Raw genomic sequence first — 25600 nt, 5'->3', positions numbered from 1 at the left:
TAATTTAATAGATATATATTATTTATACTCTAACTTAATTAATAAAACATTATGTATCATAATTATAGTATAAGTAATCAAGTTATTGACTCTGTACTAAAGCTACTGGATCCAGAAAATGGCAATGATCAATTACGAGAATTTATTAAGCATTTTTATAACTTATTTTACAACAGTGACCTAAAGATTAATGATGAATTTTTGTTATATCTTGCACAAGATGTATACCAGTTTATCCTAAGCCGCAATATCCATGAAAGTAAAGTACATATATTTAATCTTGACGATATTCCTCAAATAGAAGGAAAGTTCACAATCATTAAATTAGTCAATGATAATATGCCTTTTCTTGTTGATTCGGTTACAAGTACAGTTAAGGCAAATGGTTTATCTATATGTTACTACATTAATTCGATACTTAATGTTAGTAGGAAAAACGCGACAATACAAAAAATATATTCTCTTAAGGATGAAGGGGATGACAGAGTAAAAGAAGCTGTTATGTGTATCATATTAAAGCGTATAGATGACAGCCTTATTGCCAAGCTAGAAAACGATATACAAAAGACTCTTACAGCAGTGGAGTGTTGTGTTAATGATTGGCTAGCAATACTAAATGAGTTAGATGCAGCAATACAAAACATGCATTCAGTAAACACAGCAGAAGCAGAAGAAATTTGCGTGTTTTTAAATTGGCTTAAAAGTAATAATTTTGTTTTTTTAGGGTACAAGGAATATTTTTATTCCCAAAATCAATTAATACATGATGATAAAAAGGATCTTGGGCTACATAAAATTGACCATGGTAATGGCCATGTAAAGTCTTACTATCAAGAGCTTGGTTATTTATATATTGCACATCCCAATCTGATATCTATTGTGCACCGTCGTGCATACTTAGACTGTATTGGAGTTAGAAATTTTGATCAAGATGGTAACATAACTGGTGAACAATGCTTTTTTGGTTTTTTTGCATCGGTTGTTTCGTTCCAAGATATAAGGCTCATTCCTATCATTAGAAAGAAAGTAAAAGCTATTGAGGAAAGAGCAGGATTTTTAGTGGGCAGCCATAACAATAAGGCTTTGATTTCTATATTGCAAAAATTTCCGCGTGATGAGCTTTTTCACTCTTCTGAAGATGAATTACTTGATATTTCAATGGCGGTTTTAACCCTTACCATTAAACCTGGAGTAAAGTTATTTCTCGCCAAGAGAGTTGTAGGGAGCTTTATTAATACTATAGTGTTTATTCCAACAGCTAATGTTAGTGTTAGTCTTATACTTAAGATACAGAAAATTCTGGAAAGCGAATTAAATGGTGCAGTTGTTAGTACTTACAATAGTATAATTGACGAATACAATTTGGTTATGCTTAAAACTGTGCTAAAGATTGATGCTACTCACGCTGAGATTCCTCATGAGCATATTAGCGCAATAGAAAATAAGCTAATACATGCAGCACAAAAATGGCAAGATCGTTTTCTAAGTGGATTGTACAACGCCTTTGGTATTATATCTAGCGTATTTCTGCAATATCAAGAAGCGCTTCCTATAAGCTATCAAGAAAGTTTTGAGCCTAATGAAGCATACTTCGATATCAAAAAATTAGAAATTGTGAGAGAAAAAAAGAGCAACGAGGTAAACTTTAAACCGTATGATGATCACTATGAAATTAAGCTATATACTCCGAAAGATAAAGGACTTCAGCTATCAGAGATATTGCACGTCATTAAAAATATAGGGATACAACTGTTATCCCATAATAGTTATTATATCAATATAGAAAATGGTATATGGATACATCATTTTGTACTATCTAGAGTTGAAAAACCTGTAAGTGATATTAGCTTAAAAGAGCAACTTGAGGCTACATTAACTCAAGTATTTATGAAGGAAGTCAAAAATGACTATTTTAATAGTCTTGTGATTTTAGCTGGTCTGACATGGAGGGAGGTTTTATTAATCAGAGCTTTAAGTAGCTATCTTAAGCAGGTTTGCTTTAACTATAGCCAAGCTTACGTGCAAAAAGTTATGGCAAAGCACCCCAAAATAGCAAAGTGTTTAGTACAACTATTTCATGTGCGGTTTGACTCCAACCTAAACATCAATAGAACGGAAGCTACTGCTATTATTAAGCAGAGCATCTATGATCTTCTAAAAAGTGTAAGTGATATTGCATGCGATTATGTATTGCGTTCTATACTACTTTTAATCTTAGCTATCTTGCGTACCAATTACTATCAAGATAAACCTTACATATCAGTTAAATTTGATTCAAGTGTAGTACCTGGATTGCCATTACCTCATCCATTTCGAGAATTATATGTATATTCATATAATTTTGAAGGGATACATTTAAGAGGTGGGAAATTAGCAAGGGGAGGAATTAGATGGTCTGATAGGGTGGAAGATTTTCGCACAGAGGTGCTTGGCCTTATGAAAGCACAGATGACGAAAAATGCTGCAATTGTTCCAGTTGGTGCAAAGGGTGGTTTTATTTTAAAACACCCTCAAAAAGATAAAAGCTTGATGCAAAATTATGCCATTGAATGTTATAAAAGTTTCATCAGAGGAATGCTAGATATAACGGATAATATAGTTCAAGGAAAGGTAACTATATTAGATAAAGTAGTCAGATATGATGAAGATGATCCTTATTTGGTAGTTGCAGCAGATAAAGGTACAGCATCTTTTTCTGATTATGCAAATCAAGTATCTTTTGAATATAATTTTTGGCTTGGTGATGCATTTGCCTCTGGAGGATCAGCAGGATATGATCATAAAAAAATGGCCATCACAGCGAGAGGAGCATGGATTGCCGCTCAAAGACATTTTTGGAGAATGAATAAAGACATTAAGAAAGAGGCATTTACTATAGTTGGAATAGGTGACATGTCTGGTGATTTATTTGGTAATGGCATGCTACTTTCTAAAATTATAAGTTTAGTTGCTGCATTTAACCATAGTCACATATTTATTGATCCAAATCCTGATCCTAAAACAAGTTTTGCTGAGCGTAAACGTTTATTTGATCTTCCTAGTTCAACTTGGGCAGATTATGACAAAAATGTTATATCTGTAGGAGGAGGTGTTTTTGAACGCAACGCTAAATCTATACAGATTTCTGGAGAAACAAAGGAACGTTTTGACATTAAGGAAGATAGGTTATCCCCTAATCAGTTAATAAAATGTCTGCTCAAAGCTAATGTTGATATGGTATGGAATGGTGGTATTGGCACATATGTTAAAGCATCTAATGAAAGTAATAGCATTGTTAGAGATAAAGTAAATGATCCTTTAAGAATAGATAGTAAAGATATTAGGGCTTTTATGGTTATAGAAGGAGGTAACTTAGGTTTTACGCAACTTGCAAGAGTAGAATATGCAAAAAATGGTGGTTATATTAATACTGATTTTGTAGATAATGCAGGCGGAGTTACATGCTCAGATTTGGAAGTTAACATTAAGATCGCTTTAGCATCATCTATTAAGGACAGCACCATTTCCTTAGAAGAGCGTAACCAATTGTTAAGTAATATGAGTAATGATGTAGCCTTTCAGGTACTGGAAAATCATAGCAAAATGAACACAAAAACATTAATGTTAGAATCTCTACAAGCAAAGGATAAAATAGAGCATCATCAGAGGTTGTTACTTAATCTGGAAAGATTGCAATATTTAAATCGCAGTATAGAGTTTTTGCCAAACGATGAAGAAATTATGAGGATGTTAAATGAATTCTCAGGATTTAGTTCTCCCCAACTTGCTGTACTAATCTCTTATTGTAAAACACTTATAAAAAATGAGATAATACACTCTAATATTCCTGATAACGAATTTTTATCTCAAAGCTACCTGCTGAGCTACTTTCCTGAGAGAATGGTTAGCAAATTTACAAGTTACATACTAAGGCATCAGTTACGTCGAGAAATTATTTCAACTTGTATTACAAATGAAATAATAAGTAGAATGGGGTGTACATACGTTAATTATTTAATTGAAAATTCTGCAATAACTGCCTGTGAAGCTGTAAGTATCTATATTACTATAACTTACTTGTATGATTTAAAGGAACTATGGAAAAGCGTCGATGTACTAGATAGTATAATAGATGTTAACTTATATTTGATTTTAGTAAAGGAAATAAGGAATTTTGTTACACAAGTATCTTTCTGGTTTGCTGGAAATATTGGACAGCTAACGTTCACAAGGTTAGCTGTGCTTGAAGAGCTAAAATGTAAAATCCAAAATTTAGGTGACAACATAGCTAATCTTTTAAGCCAAAACTTTTTAGTATCATATGATGAGGAACTTAATAATTTATTACAACTTGATATAGAAAAAAATCTAGCAAGTAAAATTGTCAGTCTAAAATTTTTAACTTCTGGATTAGATGTAATATCTATTGCTGATGAAACAAATTTACCGCTATTAGAAGTAGGAAAGTTATATTTTGAACTAAAATCTTGTTTACATTTTTGTAGCATTAAAGATATGGCAATGCAGCTGGAAGCTAATTCTTCGTATTGGCAACATATTGCAATCAATAGCCTTCTTGATGACTTGAACATTTACTACCATAAACTAACATTAAAAATAATAAATAGTACAACAAATGTGATAGATAATCGTAAAAAATTAGTTGAAGAATGGTTTAATAAAAATAAAGCTGCTGTAGATTGTTATACAGCTTTTTTAAACAGTATGAGTGCTTATAAACTTGATTTAGATAAATTAGTCCTTATAATTAAACGCTTTGAAGCGCTGTTTTGTTGTGGAAAGGTATAGATGTTTGGTGTTGGGCTTTCAGAAGTTTTAACAATACTCTTAGTTGGATTAATACTCTGTAAACCTAAAAATTTTCCTCTTGTAATAAAATATATTAAATTATATTATGCTAATTTTGCAAAAGTGAAGTATAAAATTATGCAGTTATTGCAGGGCATCAATATCAATGAAATTAATAGTAGCCAATCTGGAGAAAAAATAACTTACATAGTTGGTGATGATGGCAATTTGCATGAGTCATACGATATGCAAGATGTAATTGGAAAAAAGAATAAAAAGTTATGACGGCAAGAATCCTAGTAGTAGATGATACAGAAGCCAATATTAGGCTTCTAAAAGCTAAACTGATAGTGGAATATTACGATGTTATAACCGCAAGTGATGGTAAGGAAGCTATAGAATTAACAAAAAAAAAAAACCTGATATAATATTGCTTGACGTTATGATGCCAGTAATGAGTGGGTTTGAAGTATGTAGGGTACTAAAGAATGATCCAACAACTACTTATATCCCTATAGTTATGATTACAGCACTTCACGATACTTACAATAGAGTTCAAGGTATAAATGCTGGTGCTGATGATTTTTTAAGTAAGCCCATAAATGATATTGCATTGTTTGCTAGGATTAGATCGCTTGTACGTCTTAAAATGTTAATAGATGAGCTGCATTTAAGGGGACAAACAAATTCAGAAATTAGTGGAGTAATTGAGAATCAGATTATGGGTTATTCTAATCAAATCTCCAATGCTTCAATATTAATTGTGGATCAAGATGTAACACAATCTGAGCAAATGCATGTTATTTTAAAGGAATGTTTTAAAAATGTGGTTGTGTCCCATGATATAAACTATACTTTAGAAAGTGATATTGAGAATGACTATGATCTAGTTATCATAAATGTCCATCTTGCAGGAGAAGAAGGACTTAAACTTTGTTCCCAATTCCGTAGCAATGTCAATACCCGTTATATTCCAATCTTGATTTTACTTAATGAACAGGATGATAATAATAATCTAATAAAGGCTCTTGAAATGGGGGTAAATGATTATCTAGTTGTGCCACTAGATAAAAATGAATTGAAAGCCAGAGCTAATCTGCAAGTAAAACGCAAGAGGTATCAAGACGCTTTGAGAGCAAACCTATACAATAATATGGCAATGGCAATAAAGGATCCATTAACAAACTGCTACAATAGATATTATTTCAATATGCATTTGAAAAACATTATGAGGGGGTGCTTAACAAAAAATAAAAAATTATCGCTAATGATGATAGATGTTGATTATTTTAAAAAGATAAATGATAACTTTGGTCATCATATAGGAGATGAATGTTTAAAGCAGATTCAAAAAAGAATCGGAGAAAATATAAGAGCAGTAGATTTACTTGCTAGGTTTGGTGGTGAAGAATTTGTTGTGTTATTACCAGATACTGAAATCAAAGAAGCAAAGGTTATAGCAGAAAGAATAAGGTCTATTATTGCTGAAAAACCATTTGATTTTTTAGGTTCTCATAAAGTAAGTCAAACTGTTAGCATTGGAGTCGCTCAAATGTCTTGTGGTAACAGCGCTAATCAACTTATAGAGAATGCTGATAAGTGTTTATATAAAGCAAAAAATAGCGGTAGAAATAAAGTAGTTACTTAACTAGCTAAAGAGAAAAGCTTTTGCTAAACCAAGAAGTGTTAAAAATGATAAAGTATCTGTAGTGGCACATATCAATATAGATGAAGATATGGCAGGATCAACCCTTAGGCTATTTAATATAATTGGTATCATTGCCCCTGCAGATGTTGCAATAGTGAAGGTTATAATTACTGAAATGCCAAATAAGATTTCAAGTTTGATGTTATGAAATCTAAGAATTATAAACATTACCGATACCACAGCTAAGATAACTCCACTAATAAGTCCTGTAAGTAGTTCTTTTATTAATAATCTTGCTGTATTTTGTTTTGCAAGCTGCTTAGTAGTTATAGCCCGAATGGTAACCGTTACCGCTTGTAATCCTGCATTACCGCCAATAGAAGCTATCATTGGCATTATTATTGATAACTCAATAAGCTGTTTGAGCGTGTTGCCAAATAATCCTATAACTAAAGAACTAAGTGTCGCTGTACATAAATTTATTAATAACCATGGCAAGCGTTTTACAATAGTTCTGTATAAAGAAGAACTAACATCTGTTTTAGATACTCTACTAAGTTTAAATATATCTTCTTCTGTTTCTTGTTGAATGACATTTACCACGTCTTCAATTAGAATTGCCCCTATTATACGCCCTTCTTTGTTAACCACAGGGGCAGAAAGCAAAGAGTATTTTTGAAATATGCTTGCAACTTCTTCTTGGTCTACTCCGGTTTTGATTACTTTAATATCAGTTTTCATTATATTTTTTATTGATTTATCAATCTGTGCACACAGTATATCACTTAGCTCTACTACTCCCACTGGTTCCAGTTTTGGATTAACAACAAAAATTTGATAAAACTTCTTTGGTGTCCTCCTATGATGATGTAAAAACTTCAGTAACTGTTCAATATTCCAATATTCAGGAGCTATTACAATATCCTTATGTATTAACCTACCAGCACTTTCTTCTGGATATGATAGTAGCTCATCTACTGACTTTTTGATAGCTTGTGGCAAAAGCTTGATAATGTTTCTCTTATCTTTGTCATCTAAGTCCTTCACAATTGCTACTATGTCTTCCGCATTAAATGCAGCTAATATCCCAGCAATTTTTCTTATTCCTAATATATTAATAATTTCTACTCTTAGTTCAGGTACTATGTGAATAAAGGCCTTTTCCAGTAGGCTTTGATCTATTATCTTTATCAATTGACTCCTATGTTCTGTAGTTGAAATTAGTAAAAAATAAGCCAGTTGTACTTCATCTATTTTTTGCGTAATTTGGAGGATAATATCCTTATCTACCTGCTCTATAGATTTTGTTAAAAGATCAATTGTTTTTTCATCTAGCTTATAGCTTAAATAATCTATCATAATGTCTGCTATTTTAAGGTTAGCAACTATAGTATACAAACTTTTTTAATAACATTATAGAAGCTTGACTTTATTTTTTTGTTTAAATATTATCAACTGTATCAGTTCATGTTTTTATGATCAAATTTTTGTTTTGTCTATTGTTATTTTTAATAGTATTAAATATGTTAAATTCTAAAGTTTAAATATTATGAAAGAAAAATTAGAAATTTTTGAGTATTTTAAAAATCTGAGTAGTAACATTTCTATGGTTAGGAGGTGTCTTTGACGTAGATGGTTTAAGTCTATCCCTTAAGGAATTAGAATCTAAATGTGCAGATGATTCATTATGGCAAGATGTACAGATGGCACATGAGCTTTTGAGTAAGAAAGCTAAAGTTCAGGGAAGCTTAGATTCATTCCTGAGTTTGGAAAGTGAATATACCAATAATATTAATCTTTTGGAATTAGCATTAAATGAAAATGATGATAGCTTCTTTTTTGAAATTCAAGATAATTTATTAAAACTAGAAGAAAGGATTAAAGATAAAGAAATAGAGTGCTTGTTTACGGAAATAGTAGACAGCAATAATTGTTATATTGAGATCCATTCAGGTGCTGGAGGAACAGAGAGCAATGATTGGGCTAATATGCTTATGCGCATGTATATTAGATGGGCAGAGAATTATCATAATTTCAAAGCTGAAATTGTAGATAAACTGGATGGTGATGAAGTGGGAATAAGGTCAGTAACTATAAAGGTTATTGGTGAAAAAGCTTACGGATGGGCAAAGAGTGAAAGTGGTATACATAGATTAGTAAGGATTTCACCTTTTGATGCAGGTGCTAAACGCCATACTAGCTTTGCAAGCGTGGGGATATCGCCAATTATAGATGAAACAATTGATGTGCGTATAGATGAAAAAGATCTGCGCATAGATACCTATAGATCTTCTGGTGCTGGCGGTCAACATGTTAATAAGACAGAAAGTGCTATACGAATCACTCATATTCCCACGGGAATTGTGGTGCGATGCCAAAATGATCGTTCTCAACATAGAAATCGGGATGAAGCATTTAAGTTACTTAAAGGTCGTCTTTATCAACTAGAATTACAGAAGAGAGAACAAAAAATTGCACGAGAGCATGGTAAAAAATCCACTATTGGTTGGGGAAGCCAAATTAGGTCGTATGTAATGAGTCCTTATCAGATGGTTAAAGATTTAAGAACTGGACAAGAGACAGGTAACGTTAATGCAGTTTTAGATGGTAACATTGATCCATTCATTATGGCTTTTTTGACAAATAAATCTTAAAATTGATTATGTCGTTTTAGGGAGCTAACCTAAATTTTCTTGTTGTTAGATATTATACAATAGTTGGTTTTGTTGAAAGGTTCAAATGTATAAAATACTTTACAGACAAGAGCTTACATTATAATTTTAAACAAGAGTAAGTTTAAGTTTATGTCAAATGTTATTGCAAAAAGGATGTTAGGTATAAAACCATCACCAATTCTTAGTATTACCGATAGAGCAAATCGATCGAAAGCTAAAGGGTTGCAATGTTGTGTGATGAGTGCTGGAGAGCCTGATTTTGATACTCCTGAGCATATAAAACAAGCAGCTATTACAGCAATTAACAATGGAAAAAACAAATATACAGCTGTCAGTGGCACTCAAGAACTAAAAGAGGCAATAGTAAACAAGTTTGAAAGGGATAATGGGCTTGTTTATAAATTAGATCAGATTTGCGTTACTGTAGGGGCTAAGCAAGCGCTCTATAATTTGTTTATGTCAACAATAAATGACGGTGATGAAGTTATAATTTCCGCTCCATATTGGGCTTCTTACATTGACATGATAGCGATTGCCGGGGGAAAGTCAGTAATTATTGAATGTAAGCAAAAGAATGATTTTAAACTGCTTCCTGCTCTACTGGAAGAAAAGATTACTAATAAGACAAAATGGCTTGTAATTAACTCACCAAGTAACCCAACAGGTGCTGTATATACATATAATGATTTAAAAGATATTGCACAAGTTTTACTTAAATATCCACATGTAAATATAGTCACAGATGATATATATGAACATATTATATATGATGATCAAAAATTCTTTAATATTGCGCAAGTGGAATCAAAGTTATATAAGAGGGTTTTTATAATTAATGGTGCTTCCAAAGCTTATTCTATGACTGGATGGCGTATTGGTTATATTGCAGGAAAGAATGATGTAATTGATGCAGTCTCCACTATACAATCTCAGAGCACTTCTAATCCAAATTCAATTGCTCAAGCAGCTACTGTAGCTGCACTTAATGGTAGTCATGATTTCTTAAAGGAAAGAGTAGACATCTTTAGAAGACGTAGGGATATGGTAATAGGTCAGCTTCAGGAAATTCCTGGGTTATCAATATTTGTTCCAAATGGTGCGTTTTATTTATTTATTTCATGTAATGATTTAATGGGTAGACGTACAAAGAAAGGCAAATTAATAGAAAATGATTTAGATTTTGGAGAATATCTTCTAGATGACTACTTAGTTGCAGTAGTGCCAGGAATTGCTTTTGGTATGCAGAACTTCATTAGAATTTCTTATGCAGCCTCTGAAGAGCAATTATCTTACGGCTGTGATCAAATAACTAAAGCATGTAAGAGCCTATACGAGTAATTTAAAGTACCCATTAGATCAAGTGAAATTTTTGTAAATCATGCCAAGAAATGATATATTAAAATATATCATTTCTTGTGAAAAAGTAAAAAATTTAGAAAGTATACTGCTAAAACCAAAAATGTAGGATAAATGTTCATATATAGAAAGTAGAACAGGGAAACTAACATGATGAAAGAGAATTGGAATTGTTGATTTTTATAAACCTTCATTGCTAAAAATACTGATGAAAGTTATGATAATTTGGCTTGATACCAAATTATATACTCGTGCTAGGACTAGTTGTATAGCATGAGCTAATAGAACTAAAGCTTTCAGTCTGTTGCAATTCACTTGATACAACACTCATCTTCTCTAATGAATTTATAATATCGTTATCATTTGCTTTATTCACTATATAAATCATACAGTCCTCTAGATAACATACAAAAGCTCTATCATTACACAACTTATAATCTGTAAAGAATTTATTTAAAGCATAAATTACCTCCTGTGGTCCTATATTACATTTGATCATTTGAACAAATAATTTTGCAGCTCCGATTTTGTTAACTTTGTTATCACCATAGTGTATAAACTGATGTGCAATAAGCTTAATAACTTGGTAGGTAGTGGAGTAAGTATGCTTTGGATTTAGTACTATGCCAATAGAACAAAATCCATCTTCATATTCTGCTTGTAAGTTATCTATTTGTTGTCCTTTCTTATTAAAGATTACTTCTTGAGATTGTAGATTATTACTTACAATAGAATTCTTATTATATTTGATTATAATTCTTACAGCCTTGATAATTTCATTTAGATCAGAACTATACGCAGCTTTTGCAAAGAAACTATTTAAACTAGTGTTAAGTACATTAAAGTGTGACTTTCTATCTCCCAGATAATATTGGAGTGCTATTACCCTGTGATTTTCATTTATCATATTAAATTTAATGCTTTTTTTTCCTAAGTTATTTAATATAATTTTATTCATTTTAGGTAGTAAATCATTAACATACTGATTGCCTATATCTAGACTAAGAATTGCTTGGTTATATATTCCTAAATGCTGATTATATTTGTACCGATCAAATTCCTTTGGTTGGCGTAAGAATAAAAGAAAATCATTAGCATAAATATCACGAGCAGTAGCTTCTCTAAGATAATTACGAATTACCCTATAAGGACATCTGGTAGGCTTCCTTTTACCTAAATCTGCGGTTGTATGACCAGTATAATTTTTTGTTATGCATTTTAACTTTTGAAATAAGTTATCAGCTTTACCTTTTTTAACAACCTTTTCTGCCCCTAAGAAATCTTTTCTATTACTAAACATCTTGCATATATACCTTTTACATATCTAATTATTTTTATACTAATATATATATAGAAAAAATCATGCAATTTTGCAAAATAAAGTTATTTATAATGAAATGGGAGTAGGCTTAAAAAACTACAGTTTATCTAAGCCTTATTCTTTTAGCAGATGACTTAGGAGAGTCACATTCAGAGGAATTCAAGTCTAATGTACTAAAATACCTTCCACATCTAGACATATAAGATGACTGAGAGACATTAGATTCAGGTGGGCTTATATCAAACATATCAATACTATCAGATCGAAATGAAGATCCACCTAAGCTTATATCTGATATATTAGAAAAGTTTTCACATTTATATGGTGATCTAGAAAAAACAGACCTAGGTGAACCCATACTAGTAGATCTTAGTAAACCTGTATCTAATCTACACCTTCTTTGAACTGGAGATTCGGGTGAGACTATATTTGACATATTAGAAAAGTTTTCATATTCACTTAGAGATCCACAGGAAGCGGATTTAGGTGAGTTTATATCTAACATACTAGTGGAAGATGCCGGTGAGTTTATATCTAACATATTAGTGGAAGATGCCGGTAAGTTTATATCTAACATATTAGTGGAAGATGCCGGTAAGTTTATATCTAACATATTAGTGGAAGATGCTGGTGAGTTTATATCTAACATACTAGTGGAAGATGCCGGTAAGTTTATATCTAACATACTAGTGGAAGATGCTGGTGAGTTTATATCTAACATACTAGTGGAAGATGCCGGTGAATCTATATCCAACATATTATATTCTCTGTGCGGAGCTTTAGGTAAGCTTATACCTGGCATGTTAAGGAAGCTTTCACATTTATATGAAGTATTTGTAAGATTTTTGCGTTTACGTATTGCAAATCTACGAGTTGTATTTTGCTCGTCCAAAGGTTTTTGATATGTGTATTCTAAAGACTCAACTTTAGGTCTATGTGAGTTTTTGTCCGACTCATCATCCATCCCATCCATAGACCCCTTGCGCTTCAATGGAGAAGATGAACATATAATACTCCCATATAAACTCACGGTAGTTGCTAAACATTCCATTCCTTGTGAACTCGCAAAGTCAGAAAACATTTTTCCAGCATAATTCTTCAGACTAGGATTAACCCCATGTTTTAATAAGAGCCTTACTATTTCTAGACAATCATTTTTAGCTGCCATAATCAAAGGGGTATCTCCATTATTGTCACGTATATTAATATCAATATGGTCACATAGTAACAATTTTTCTACTATACCCACACTATTATGTCTTATTGCCAAGTGAAGAGGCACCAACCCGTTAAAGTTCTTTCGATTTACAGTATCTTCTGTACATAATTGGTTAATTATGGTTAAATATCTTCTCTCGACTGCTAAATGAATGGGGAAATTATCCCTAATGTTACAAATATTGTATCCTGCACCTAATTTTAATAAAGTTTGAATCATATCTAAACTGCCACCTAAAATTGCTGTAAATAAGGCTGTATTACCTTGGTCATCTTGTATATTAAGATTAGCTCTAAATGCTGCTAATATTTCTAACATATGCAGATCATTATTCGAAACGGCCAAATGAACAGCAGTGTTCCCATATTCATTTTTTGCATCAATCTTCATAGTTGAAGTGTTTGCTAGCATAAATACAGCTCTCTTTATTTGTTTAGAAGACACTGCATAAAAAAACATTTCTTGTATGCTCACTTTTTGTTCTGGGTATTTACCTTCCTCCTCAGTATGCTGTAATATCTCAAGAATCTCCGTATTATTAACAGTTGCCATAGATATGGCTGTCATACCATATTTATCCTTTATGTTTGGATCAGCCCCAAATACCATTAACATCTTTGCTATACACAGGTTGCTATGTAAAGCAGCTAACAAAATAGCAGTCTGCCCTTCACTATTTTGTACATTAATGTTTAAAGATGAAGACAACAATGCTCGTGCAACTTTCTGTATATTGGCAGAAGATATAGCAGAAAAAAATTCTTCTTGCAAACTCATAGTTCCCCTATAGTTGGTTTATTATTTTTACCTACTGATTTTTACTCTTTTTACGGCAGGTGAAACTGAATCACACTCAAATTGATCAAAATCTAATAAATCATTGAATTTATCACATAAAGCAGTACTTATAGATGAGCAAGATTTAAATGATGCTGAAGAAGATTGAGTGGACATTGAATAAAAAGAAGACGATTTTGTACTGGAGCTATCATTAGATCTTTTACGTTTAGGTGTAAAAAGCTCACACACTTTATGCTTTGGCAATTTACTGAATTCAGTCTCCCATAAAATTACTGAACCAACGGATATCGGTTCAATACCATTTTTGATACTGAAATCTCTTATGCACTGCAATAAAAATCTTTCTATAGCTGGATAAGCTATCTCATTTTCTGTAGCAATAGCAAAAGCATGTCCTATATCACTAATACTGTTGTACTTAACTAACACAATAACCGCATCTAAGTTGCCATATTTTATTGCTAAATTGAGAGGAGTAAGCCCAGCAAGGTCTCTATGATTTACATTATTTTGGTCAGTAACAAGGAGCATCTCAACTATAATTGGGTGCTCCATCTGTTTTATAGCTAAGTGAATAGGATAATCACCATTTTTATCAGAAATATCACTACGTGCTTTTTTTCTTAATAAGAAGCCAACTATATCTTGCATACCATTTTTTTCCTCTTGAGCATAGCATGTTATTGCTATAGACAAAGCTGTTCTTCCCATATTATCTTGTACATTAACATCAGCACCAAAGTCACATAACAGCGTTACCATATCAAGATTTTTTGCATGAGATACAGCTAAATGAATAGGATAGGTTCCATATATATCACTAACATTAACATTTGCCTTTGATTCAAGTAAAAAGCTAGCTATTTCTATATAATCCCCAGAAACTGCAGGGAATAAAGCTGTACATCCTTCATCATTATTGAGATTAATATTCGCTCCTCTGTCATATAACAACCTTACTATCTCTTGTTTCCCTCTCAAAATAGCTAAGTAAAGAGTAGGTGTACTTCCAATATCAACCATTGCACCTTGATCTAACAAGAATCCAATCATATCTTGATCTTGTTGATAAATTGCAAGATCTAGGGCTGTGCTTCCATTGCAATTCAATATGTTGATATCAGCTCCAAATCGAACTAATTTCTTTACTATACGTAAGTTACTGGATAAAACAGCAACATGGATAGGTGCCTGGTTAGAATCACTTTTTACATTTGGATTAACCCTTGATTTTAGCAGTAGAGTGGTCTTTTTTATATCACCTATACATATTGAATCAAAAAGTTCATTTTTTTTATCAGAAATCATCTTTTTCTGATTTAAATAGCACATAAACTTTGATGCAAAAAAGTAGGCTAAGAGGCCTGACCCTACCATAGATGTATTTCCTCTAATATAATTAGTATTACTAATACTAAGTACATCTTGTGTAGTTGCTATATCACTGCAAAATGGCAAATCACGAAAACTTTGAAATGGCAATTCAGGGTAAAAACATTCAGGATGTTTTCCAACTTGATTTATTATAATACTCATATCACCACAACTGTCGTGATCTATTTTTTTCATACTTGGTATTGTATTTTCTATTTTTTTCGTACTATTTGTTAGTAAGTCAATAACATTAGTATTATTCTTACTGACAGCAATACTCATCGCTGTCTGATTGTGTTGATTACTAGCATAAATATCTGCACCACTCATGACCAGCAATTCAAAGATAGGATAGTTATCATTTTTATCAGCAGCATAATGCAATGGAGTATTAAAAGATATATCATAAATATTAATACTTGCACCATTTTCTATTAACAACACAACCATATCTTGATTGCCGTCACCGATAGCTAAAAATAGTGGCGTTTTACTGTCTATATTTCTAATATCAACATCTACACAGCTACTTATTAATAACTTAGCAATATTCACATAACCTTCTTCAGCAGCATAATGTAATGGTGTTTTTAACTTTTCGTCTAGGACATTAACATCTGCACGGCTCTTTATTAATAACTCAGCAGTATCCGTATAACCTTTTTTAGCAGCATAGTGTAATAGAGAACCATGACTATCATATAACATATTTATATTCCCTGCTTTATTGATACAATATTCAACAACATTTTTAAGATCATGTCCAATTGTCTGGCAACATACAATTTTATCAGAAAGATTAATCTCTGCTTTTTCATCAATTAATAATTGAACAGTTTTTGCCCTGCCAGATAAAATAGCAAGGTCTAATGGTGACTGACCATACTTATTTTTAGCATTAACATTTACTCCCTTCTCTATTAATAACCTTGTAATACCTTGATAGTTCTTTTCAGCAGCCAGATGTAATAGTGTATTACCCATATCATTGCTATATTTAATATTAGGGTTCGCAGCTTTAATTAACAGTTCAGCTATATTTTCATGACCTCTATCAATAACTTGATGCAATAAATCTATTCTATTGCCAACACTTGCTCCATGTGACACTAAGGATTGAATAATATGCTTATCACCTTGATTAACAGCTATATGTAGCGGTGTTTCTCCTGCATTATTTTGAATATTAATATTTGCATTATGCAATATCAATGATTCAATCATGTCTTGATTACCTTGATTGAAAGCATAAAATAACACATTACTGTTAATTTCTGCTCCACTATCTATTAACAGCATAATAATATTTAGGTGTCCATAATGGACGGCAATGTCTAATGGAGTGTTACCATATTCATTTTTAGCATTAAGATCTGCTCCATTTGCTATAAACAACCGCGCAATATCCTTATAGCCTTTTTTAGCAACTAGATGTAATAGTGTATCACCTGCATTATATTCGTATTTAAAATTGAGATCTACATGGCTGCTAATTAACGTCTCAACCACATTTTTATAGCCCTTATCAGTGACTTGATATAATAAATCTGATTTATTACTAATCTTTGTTCCATTTTGTATTAAGAGTTGAACAATACGCTCATTACTATGTCCAATAGCTATATCTATTGGTGTTTTTCCTGCATTATCTGGAACATTAACATCTGCTCCATTGAGTAATAAGAGTGTAACAATATACTCATTACCTTGACTTTGGTAAATAGCTGTATGTAATGGTGTTTCTTTTGCATTATTTTGAACATTAACATTTGCACCATGAGATATCAATGATGTAATTATGTTTTTGTTACCCTTTTCAACAGCATAAAATAACATGTTACTGTCAATTTTTGCTCCACTATCTATTAACAGCATAATAATATTTAGGCGTTCATAATGGACGGCAATGTCTAATGGAGTGTTACCATATTTATTTTTAGCATTAAGATCTGCTTTACTTTGTACTAATAATTGAACAATTTCTTGGTTATTTTTTTCTATAGCACGATGCAATAATGGCAAAGAAGTACTGTTGTTAATTTCTGCTCCACTAAATATCAATAACTTAGCAATATCTGTATTATTGTAACTGATGGTCCAATATAACGGGGTTCTATCACCTTCATCTTGTACATTAAGATCAGCGTTATACTCCATTAATAACAGAACTGCATCTCGGTTGCCTTTTTCTATAGCATAATGTAATGGTGCTTTGCCATCCTTATCCCGAGCATTAGGATCTGCTCCATATTGAATCAGCAATCGCATGATATCTTGGCTGCCTTTTTTTGTAGCATAATGTAATGGTGTTTGAGCAGCATTATCAATAATATTAACATTTGCTTTTTTTTTATCAGTAATTGAATAACCTCTTTTCTATCAGCAGTAACAGCATTATGTAACAGAGAACTACTATATTTATCTTTGATATCTGAAATATTTTCTCTTTCTGCTATAAATAGCTCAATCACGCGTTTATTATTACCATTTAAAGCATAAAAAAACAATTCAGAAAAATAATGATCATCATATTTTAATTTTTTCTCATCTAACGAATCTACTTTTAGTTCTGATAAAGTAACATTATTTCCTTTTTTCCTTAGAGCATTGTCTATATCTATATATACCCTATCTAACATAATCAACCTATTTTATATTAAACTTGATATAAAATAGAACTATTTTTTTATAAACACAATTATAATAAATCGCTTGTTTAGAAATCTATTTATCAAGTTAATCTAAATGTAAATTGTAACTGTGATTATGCACTACAATATCCACTATAATATTTCTTCCTTGTATATCATCGTTGCTTATGTTATATGACTTAGAAATTTTTGAACAAGATAGCTTAAATTCTATATAATCATCTATTGTGTTAGTTTCTTTAGTAGCACATGAAACACCAATTCCAGAAGTGCTTGGGGTAATTTGGTTATACCATGGCCCACGTTAGTTTCTTGAATCTTTGGTATAACGAATGTACCTAAATTCCAATTTGAATTCCTATGTATAATACTTCAGTTCCGTTGTAAGTATTATGTGCAGTTACACTAAGAGCCCAGGTAATAGTGTTTGTGTAAATTGTGTACATTGATTTTGATCGTTTAATATGTTTTGTCCACTCTCTATTTACTCTATACATGAAAGTATATATGAATATATTAGATATAATGATTTGACATAACGCAATAATACTTAGAGTAAATATGCTAAAACTTTTATCTATAGCATAGATTAGAGGAATTATAAACGTAACAGCGTTTACAAGTATTAGCAAACAACCACAACCCATAGTAAGAGTTTTATAGTCGTAACGAGCAAGATATTTTGAGTAAATATTAGATTCACTATCTTTAGCCATGGCCCCTACATTATTTAAAAAACTTTACACTAGGTAAGTAGAAAGTTAGATTAATGTCAATTACAAGTTGGGATATTCACTTTTTTCTCAAAACTGTGAAAAGATACTGTCATTGATGTCAACAGATCATGTCACTACATTATAATTAAACGGCTGATTGTTTTTGAAAATACCAAGGGATATATGCATTAATTTTCTCATTAACGCAATAATTATGACCATTGGACATTTTCCTTTGTTTGTTAAACATCGGCAGAACTTTTTAAAGTGAGAATTATGATTCTTAACTACTATGGCTGGCATATAAAGAGCCTTGCGGATACGCTCAGATCCTATTTACATTTCTTTTCTTTTTCTTACACTGATTGGTAACACAGTGGATTTAAACCAGAAAAGGCTGTAAATTGTTTGGCATTAGTAAAATTATTAACTAGAGGCATTTCTGAGATAATAGCAACAGCAGTAATATGTACTACACCTTTTACAGTCTTCTGTTACATTGTTAAGGAGTTATCAATATGCTCATCAATTTCTTTCTCTAAGGCAACAACTTGCATGTCTATTACCTCAATTGTTTACAAAATATTTTTGTTTTCCAAACGTGTTGCCACTTGTCATCTTTAAGTGCTTGCAAACAGCGATGAAGGTCTCTCTAACTTCAGTAGTTCCAAAGATTAAGCAATATCAATTACAACCAGCTAAAGCTGGTGGTATGAGTTAAAGCTTATAAAGTAAGTTTTAAAACTCAGAGATGTTAAATATGAACTTCTTGCTCTTCAATATATTGCTGTACATCTGTAGAATTTACATTACCAACAGTAACAGCCCAAATATCTTTTTTTTAATTGTTCAAATTCTTGGAATAGCTTTTTAATATATTGTTGGATAGTGGGTGGCATAGAATATGTAGATGGTCAGTTACAATATCTACGTAATTTGTAGCACATTTCTCTACTGCTATTTCACCTGTAAATATCTGTATTTAGTACAAAATACTACGTGAAATCAAACGTACTGTGAGAGCTGTGTTTATAAATAAACTAAAGTAGATCTAATACTAAAGCTGAAGCTAACTACATAAAAAAATAGCTAATCGTTACAGAAACCGAAGGAAACGTTTTGCTCTGAGATTCAATTTGATAGCTGGTATTTACAACTGGGAACTTTCTATATGAGTTCCGAAAGAGGTCTATTAATTCAGAGCAGAAAGAGCATAACAGAAATTGTTTAGAATGAGAGTAGAAAATTAGGTTCAAAAATATTTAAGATTACGTCACATGTTTATCGTATAGCATTTCCCACAGAAGAATTCATAAGAAAGCAAAATATGACTTGAACAGAGGGATGTTCTTCCTGGCTCTGTTTTTAACCAATGAGTTTATTAAAGTCAGGGTGGAAGATTTCAGTGCCTTAGCAAATTCACTGATTTTTTTAGATTTATGGAAATGTCAATGTTTGACCAGGCTAGTGTTAAAAATTGTTAAAGTTAAAAACCTCTGTATCACTTCGAAGGTCATAGGAGCAATTATTTTCCCATTATTCAGAACATACTAATACTCTGACTCTTTTTTCCAGATTTTAAAGCATTTCTGGCAATATCCATAAGTTCTGTATTATTGATTCATACCAGACTTTTAGGTTGCTATAATTTCTTTAAATTTCATCTCTTTCTTCGTATCCGTAGGTCTTTTGTTACGCACAAATCCAATCTTTTTAAGTGCTCTATGTATTGTTCGAAAATTAATATTACCCTAAAACTTAGCCATTTCCGATAGTACCTTCACAAATTCAGCCGGTAATTTTATGATTATAGTTCCAATGACTAAAAATCCCCTGTTTCCTTACGTCTTTGCTGCCATTCATACAGAGTTCTATCTTAAACCTCTGACCAACCTACTTTCTCCTTCATCCAATTGCCTTTTTCCTTAAATCATAACTCTGGCATCAACCATCCTAAATCTTTATTTTATCACCTTTAGTGGATGGGCTATAAAAGGTTGTCACAGTTTTTCTATTACATTGGAGCTAAAATCAATGTTGAAAATAGACTTCTTTGAAAACGTTTTGGATTGAGATTTAATTTGATCGCTGCTATTCACAATTTTCAGCTCCTACATGAATTTTGAAAGAAGTCTATTGATAAAGCAGCAAAAAAATTGTCTTAAAGTATTTTCCAAATTAGCTATACATTTAATTTTTAATGCACTAAACTTCCATAGTTTATTTTATAAAAATATGCGCTTCAGTGTTTTAGATGGTAAAAGGTATGAATCACAAAAAAGTGGTGGTGATCTAAAAATTGAAGCACAACATAAAAAAGGAAAACTCACAGCAAGGGAAAGAATTTGTATCTTATTTGATAAAAATTCTTTTCAAGAATACGACGCATTTGCTGAGCATAGATCAGAAAATTTTGGCATGGCTAAAATCCCAGGAGATGGGGTCATAACTGGTTGTGGTAAAATAAATGGTAGAACTGTTTTTGCTTATGCCCAAGATTTTACAGTGTTTGGCGGTTCTTTAGGTCAAACGCACGCAAATAAAATATGTAAAATAATGGACAAGGCTCTAAGTGTACGTGCTCCAATTATTGGTTTAAATGATTCAGGTGGTGCTCGTATCCAAGAGGGGACAGACTCTTTATCAGGATATGGGGAAATTTTTCAAAGGAATGTAGATGCATCGGGAATAATACCTCAAATATCTTTAATTATGGGCCCATGTGCAGGTGGTGCAGTTTACTCTCCAGCTCTAACTGATTTCGTCTTCATGGTTAAGGATACTTCGTACATGTTTGTCACTGGACCTGACGTTGTAAAAAAAGTCACATATGAAGATGTAAGTTATAAAGACTTAGGTGGAGCAAAAATTCATGAAAGTAAAACAGGAATTGCTGATCTTGTATTTACAAATGATATTGAAGCTTTAATACAAGTACGCCAGTTTTTAAGCTTTTTACCGGACAACAATAGTAAATCTCCAATTTTTAGACCAACCTCAGATCCAGTGGATTATATGGACGACTCCTTAAATACCTTAATTCCACCTAATTGCAACGTACCGTATGATATGTACGAACTTATCGAAAAGATTTGTGATGAGAGGGTGTTTTGTGAGATAAAACCTAACTTTGCTCGCAACATCATTATTGGGTTTGGTAGAATAGGAGGCAATACTGTAGGAATAGTTGCAAACCAACCCATGCAGCTTGCAGGTTGCTTAGATGTAAATGCATCATGTAAATCAGCGAGGTTTATACGTTTTTGTGATGCGTTTAACGTTCCAATTATAACCTTAATTGATGTGCCAGGCTTCTTACCAGGAACAAATCAGGAACATAATGGCATAATAAAACATGGTGCTAAATTGCTTTACGCATATGCAGAAGCAACAGTACCAAAGATTAGCGTGATAACACGTAAAGCATATGGTGGTGCTTATATTGTAATGAATTCAAAACATTTAAGAGGTGATATCAACTACGCTTGGCCTAATGCAGAGATAGCTGTTATGGGATCTGAAGGAGCGGTAGAAATAATCTTTAGGCAAGAAAAAGATCCTAACAAGATAAAATCACTAGTACAAGAATATCGCACAAAATTTGCCAACCCTTTTCTTGCTGCATCACGTGGGTTTATTGATGATATAATCTATCCAAGTCATACCAGAAGTTGTCTATACAATTCCTTAGAGATGCTCAAAAATAAAAAAACTAATAAACCCTGGCGTAAGCACGATAATTTACCAATTTAATCTATAACTTCTTTGGTTGTATGAATCTAACCAGCTTTAAATTAAAGTCTTCACAAGAATGTTCAATAAACAATGTCAAATCGAGAATAAATATATTTAAATAGTATAAAAAAAGAATTAGAAGAGAATATTCTGTCATCTATACGAGAAACTAACCGAAAGAGATGGTGTGCTGACACCATTAATCAAAAAGCTGCTAGAAGCAAGTTTAGAACAAATGAGAATGAGGAAGTAGAAAAGTTCAAAATACAGATTCATTTGAGCTTGTAATGCCTCGAGATAGAGCCACAGGTAGTCAAAAAAAGACAGACTAATTTACATCCGAAGCAAAAATTCTTAGTATGTTTGCAAAGTTATCAAGTCGATAAGATATCAGCAGCAGCAATATTACATATTACCAATGAGTGGCGCAATTACTTGCCCAATGATTTTTTAAAGTTAAAGTAAGTAAATAATATACTTGGCATAGATCAAAAAAAGAGGTTTTTATCTAGCTGAAAGCGAAGGTTTTAGTTAGGGAATGATCTCAAAGTGTGGAATTTGTGTATTAAAAGCTTTCCTACAGCCATAAACAGTGTATTTCCCAGTGCAGAAGTGCAATTGTATATGAGATAAGGAACTCATTAAAATATGTATCCAGCAAAATGAATGATTTGAAGAAAGGCTTCAAATAGAGAAATAGCTGAATGCTTGAATTAGAAGAAAAATGGGGAATCCTATGGCAAAATAATTGGGAAACTGGCTATTTTAAGTATTCTGATCCGGTTAGGTTTATACTACCAATCCCATAGAAATCAGGAAAAAACCAATTACAAATGCCTTGGTGCTATAAAAAAATAGAACAAAATTGGACTATACCAAATTGGGCTTTTTGATACCTTCTTTCCTAACAGATTGAAAATTTAGTTGAGTTTTTGACCCAGTTTGGGGAACACTCCCTTTTGATTTGCAAAACTACATAATCATCAAATTTCTTTATAGTACATCTTTCTCTATAGAAAGGCATTCTTTAAAGTTAAAGATTTAAATTATATTCATAATTAATTCATGTTTGTCACATCATGAAATTGCTGCTTCACTGCTTTTAAAACATTCAGGGGTAAAGACATTCTTAAGAGCAGTACATGTACTTATATTTTTATCCTTACCTTTTTCTTCATTAACTTTTTTACAAACTTTCGCTATTAAAAAATACATAACTGCAAGAGTTGCTACATCAACAAAAATACCAGCAGCAATGATATGGTTAAACGATACTATTCCAGCTGATAAAGCTACTGCAGTGTAAACTCCTACCGCTATGAATGGAGAAGCTATCATGGTAGCATACATAGCCTTTTTTGTTGTACTGGTTTTCTGTTGCTGATTACTGCTCACTATTTTGCTATCCACAATTTTGGAATCATCATCGATAGTAGAGCTGCTTACATCAGTTATTGATGGCTCTATATGTGATATTGATTTGGCATTTAAATCTTCTGTAGAATCAAAGTCCTCTGTTATTGAGGATTGTATCTCAGGTTGTTGTGTATCTTCTTTTTTATCAGACTCTTGTTTGTTAATGAGACACAAATTGTTAGCTACTTCAGTGTTTAGATAACTACTATCCTCTTCATCATACGTTACATTAATGTCAGGATTAGCTTTGTAATAACCTGCTTTACTAGTGCTAGCTATAAGCTGACCTTTAATTTCTTTTTTCTCTAAAGTTGTTCTTTCAATAGGCACTCGATCAAATTTATCAGAAATACTAAAAGGTAACTTATCACCAAATGTACTTAAAAAATCGTGTATAAAAGTATTTTTATGTACACCCATAGGAATTAATCTACCTCTTGGTCCTCCTACTTCTATAAAACATGTAGGTTTTCTTTTTTTTGGTCTATTATCTTCAAAAGCAACTAACTCTTCTATAGTAAGCAAAGCTACATCTTTAAATTTTTTAGGATTAATTTTTTCAATTAACTTTTGAATGAATATTTGCAATACTTTTGGAATTACTACTATTCTAATATTTACTCTCTCATATCCAGTTTCTCCACTAATACTTGAATCTACTCCTACTCCCCCAATTCCATCTCCAATAATCACTACTGGAATACTGGATAAAGCTTCATATGTCTTACTCATTAAGTCAGATTTTAAAATCTCTTTCAATTCTTGTACTACACTCTGATCCTTACATTTTTTTAACAGCTTTTCTTTGAACTTATCATAACCACGTTTATATAATTCTGTTGATTTATCAGCATAATCAAATACTTCTGCTAATGCTGAGTCTTTAGATCCTAACCAAACAGTTGATACATAGTTTTGGCTTATAGTATTTGGATAAGAAACCCATTTATTGAACTTTGCTTTTTCTTTTTCAGATATTAATTCACCTGCACCTATAGGTACTCCCCTTACTTTCATTGCAAATTTGGGTAATAACTGTAAATTAGTGAATGCAAATGCTGAGAACACTGTCCATGCATTAGTACCATGAGCACAAATAGTCTTAAAATTGGCTACATCGCTTCTTCCTAGATTAATGTCTGAGTGCTTTGTTATAAATTCTCTATAATTGTCAATTAATCTTTTTTCAGTAGGTGTTTTTATTATTGATTTACTATATTCCCTATAAAATTTTTGAAATTTCATCAGCTGTGGCAAAACTTTATCAAAGAATACACTGATTGCTTGTTGTTCCTCATCAAATGCAAGCTTGCTATCTTCAGCTTCAAATTCTAAACTTTTATTATTTAGATCACCGTTTTGAATTACATTACTTTCTACAGGTTCCTCTACTAAATTCAGGTTTTGTATAGCTTTTATTTCCTTATTTTTATGATTGAAGCTACTGTCTTGAATTACAAATTCAACTTTCCCTCTAAAAGGACTATCAACGTTAAAACCAGTACCATTAAACAATCCTACTAAAACTGCACTATTGACTGGAGTTAATATTTTAGCAGAGGAATAGAAGATAGATACATTATTATCTAATTGAAAGTTATTGCCTTTTATCATGCTAATAGATTGAGATTGACGTACTTCCAGCATCATTGGCATTCTCAATTGTATATTATGACCTAAAGGGTTAAAAGTTATTGTTGAAATTGGGACTACACTCATATGGTTAGTATTTTTTATTGCGTTAAAGCATGCATATGGAGTGTCCTGATATAAAAAATATCTTATAAAGTTAGCAGCGTAGTATTGACTATTACCTAAGACTATATCGTTAATTAGGATCAATAATCTAACAGGATAGTAAAAGATAGATGCACTATTATCAGGTTGAAAATCACTTTCT

Annotated in this window: 12 protein-coding genes and 5 pseudogenes; 8 read left to right on the top strand and 9 right to left on the bottom strand. The window is 31.9% G+C overall.

The window, feature by feature from the left end:
• Window positions 1–51: 51 nt before the first annotated feature.
• The 3 genes and pseudogenes from AACL19_RS04555 to AACL19_RS04545 all read left to right on the top strand — a co-directional run bounded on the left by AACL19_RS04555 (window position 52) and on the right by AACL19_RS04545 (window position 6436).
• Window positions 52–4788, top strand: coding sequence for an NAD-glutamate dehydrogenase (locus AACL19_RS04555; protein ID WP_339045328.1), 4737 nt, complete (start codon window positions 52–54; stop codon window positions 4786–4788).
• On the top strand, window positions 4789–5073 hold the full coding sequence (locus AACL19_RS04550) for a hypothetical protein (protein WP_339045327.1): 285 nt from the start codon (window positions 4789–4791) through the stop codon (window positions 5071–5073).
• Window positions 5070–6436 (top strand): annotated as a pseudogene (locus AACL19_RS04545) (PleD family two-component system response regulator). The gene AACL19_RS04550 and the pseudogene AACL19_RS04545 overlap by 4 nt, the downstream one beginning before the upstream one ends.
• Here AACL19_RS04545 and mgtE read toward each other — a convergent pair.
• A complete protein-coding gene (gene mgtE, locus AACL19_RS04540) occupies window positions 6437–7795 on the bottom strand; it encodes a magnesium transporter (protein WP_339045326.1) in 1359 nt (452 codons plus the stop codon).
• Between the two features lie 190 nt (window positions 7796–7985).
• On the opposite strand from mgtE, the gene prfB reads away from it, so the two are divergent.
• Window positions 7986–9090 (top strand): peptide chain release factor 2 gene (gene prfB, locus AACL19_RS04535; RefSeq protein ID WP_339045325.1). Its coding sequence is split into 2 segments (ribosomal slippage): window positions 7986–8060 and window positions 8062–9090, totalling 1104 coding nucleotides; the frame shifts between segments, so codons are not numbered across the junction.
• Window positions 9091–9240: 150 nt separating this feature from the next.
• Window positions 9241–10449 (top strand): pyridoxal phosphate-dependent aminotransferase, encoded by a 1209-nt coding sequence (locus AACL19_RS04530; RefSeq protein ID WP_339045324.1) that lies wholly within the window; start codon window positions 9241–9243, stop codon window positions 10447–10449.
• A gap of 259 nt (window positions 10450–10708) precedes the next feature.
• Here the strand turns inward: AACL19_RS04530 and AACL19_RS04525 are convergent, their stop codons facing one another.
• The 6 genes and pseudogenes from AACL19_RS04525 to AACL19_RS07080 all read right to left on the bottom strand — a co-directional run.
• Complete coding sequence (locus AACL19_RS04525) at window positions 10709–11767, bottom strand: hypothetical protein (protein ID WP_339045323.1); 1059 nt, start codon at window positions 11765–11767, stop codon at window positions 10709–10711.
• 124 nt (window positions 11768–11891) lie between these two features.
• Window positions 11892–13784 carry an ankyrin repeat domain-containing protein gene (locus AACL19_RS04520; protein WP_339045322.1) on the bottom strand — a complete coding sequence of 631 codons (1893 nt, stop codon included), beginning with the start codon at window positions 13782–13784 and terminating at the stop codon, window positions 11892–11894.
• Between the two features lie 27 nt (window positions 13785–13811).
• Window positions 13812–17510: an ankyrin repeat domain-containing protein gene (locus tag AACL19_RS04515; RefSeq protein WP_339046680.1), complete on the bottom strand. Its 3699-nt coding sequence runs from the start codon at window positions 17508–17510 to the stop codon at window positions 13812–13814.
• Window positions 17438–17821 (bottom strand): hypothetical protein, encoded by a 384-nt coding sequence (locus tag AACL19_RS04510; protein WP_339045321.1) that lies wholly within the window; start codon window positions 17819–17821, stop codon window positions 17438–17440. Before AACL19_RS04510 ends, AACL19_RS04515 begins: the two co-directional genes overlap by 73 nt.
• 350 nt (window positions 17822–18171) lie before the next feature.
• Window positions 18172–18549 (bottom strand): hypothetical protein, encoded by a 378-nt coding sequence (locus AACL19_RS04505; RefSeq protein ID WP_339045320.1) that lies wholly within the window; start codon window positions 18547–18549, stop codon window positions 18172–18174.
• A gap of 356 nt (window positions 18550–18905) precedes the next feature.
• Window positions 18906–19028, bottom strand: a pseudogene (locus tag AACL19_RS07080) (transposase); the annotation flags it as partial.
• A 600-nt stretch (window positions 19029–19628) separates the two neighbouring features.
• Here AACL19_RS07080 and AACL19_RS04500 point away from each other — a divergent pair.
• Window positions 19629–19724: pseudogene (locus AACL19_RS04500) on the top strand (IS5/IS1182 family transposase); the annotation flags it as partial.
• A gap of 484 nt (window positions 19725–20208) precedes the next feature.
• Here AACL19_RS04500 and AACL19_RS07075 read toward each other — a convergent pair.
• Window positions 20209–20419 (bottom strand): annotated as a pseudogene (locus tag AACL19_RS07075) (IS630 family transposase); the annotation flags it as partial.
• A gap of 365 nt (window positions 20420–20784) precedes the next feature.
• Here AACL19_RS07075 and AACL19_RS04490 point away from each other — a divergent pair.
• A complete protein-coding gene (locus AACL19_RS04490; protein ID WP_339045319.1) occupies window positions 20785–22302 on the top strand; it encodes an acyl-CoA carboxylase subunit beta in 1518 nt (505 codons plus the stop codon).
• 90 nt (window positions 22303–22392) lie between these two features.
• A pseudogene (locus tag AACL19_RS04485) lies at window positions 22393–23081 on the top strand (IS256 family transposase); the annotation flags it as partial.
• Between the two features lie 280 nt (window positions 23082–23361).
• On the opposite strand, the gene AACL19_RS04480 reads toward AACL19_RS04485, so the two are convergent.
• Complete coding sequence (locus AACL19_RS04480) at window positions 23362–25419, bottom strand: hypothetical protein (protein ID WP_339045318.1); 2058 nt, start codon at window positions 25417–25419, stop codon at window positions 23362–23364.
• Window positions 25420–25600: the final 181 nt, after the last annotated feature.

The organism is Candidatus Mesenet endosymbiont of Agriotes lineatus (assembly GCF_964019585.1).
Classification (GTDB): Bacteria; Pseudomonadota; Alphaproteobacteria; order Rickettsiales; family Anaplasmataceae; genus Mesenet.
The sequence above is the reverse complement of the archived record's forward strand: the minus strand, read 5'-3'. Positions and strand labels throughout refer to the sequence as shown.

What these genes read in the sequence shown, in the direction of transcription:
- AACL19_RS04555 (WP_339045328.1), top strand. Translation starts at nt 52, where the DNA reads ATGTATCATAATTATAGTATAAGTAATCAAGTTATTGACTCTGTACTA.
- AACL19_RS04550 (WP_339045327.1), top strand. Translation starts at nt 4,789, where the DNA reads ATGTTTGGTGTTGGGCTTTCAGAAGTTTTAACAATACTCTTAGTTGGA.
- mgtE (WP_339045326.1), bottom strand. Translation starts at nt 7,795, where the DNA reads ATGATAGATTATTTAAGCTATAAGCTAGATGAAAAAACAATTGATCTT.
- AACL19_RS04530 (WP_339045324.1), top strand. Translation starts at nt 9,241, where the DNA reads ATGTCAAATGTTATTGCAAAAAGGATGTTAGGTATAAAACCATCACCA.
- AACL19_RS04525 (WP_339045323.1), bottom strand. Translation starts at nt 11,767, where the DNA reads ATGTTTAGTAATAGAAAAGATTTCTTAGGGGCAGAAAAGGTTGTTAAA.
- AACL19_RS04520 (WP_339045322.1), bottom strand. Translation starts at nt 13,784, where the DNA reads ATGAGTTTGCAAGAAGAATTTTTTTCTGCTATATCTTCTGCCAATATA.
- AACL19_RS04510 (WP_339045321.1), bottom strand. Translation starts at nt 17,821, where the DNA reads ATGTTAGATAGGGTATATATAGATATAGACAATGCTCTAAGGAAAAAA.
- AACL19_RS04505 (WP_339045320.1), bottom strand. Translation starts at nt 18,549, where the DNA reads ATGGCTAAAGATAGTGAATCTAATATTTACTCAAAATATCTTGCTCGT.
- AACL19_RS04490 (WP_339045319.1), top strand. Translation starts at nt 20,785, where the DNA reads ATGCGCTTCAGTGTTTTAGATGGTAAAAGGTATGAATCACAAAAAAGT.
- AACL19_RS04480 (WP_339045318.1), bottom strand. Translation starts at nt 25,419, where the DNA reads ATGAGTGTAGTCCCAATTTCAACAATAACTTTTAACCCTTTAGGTCAT.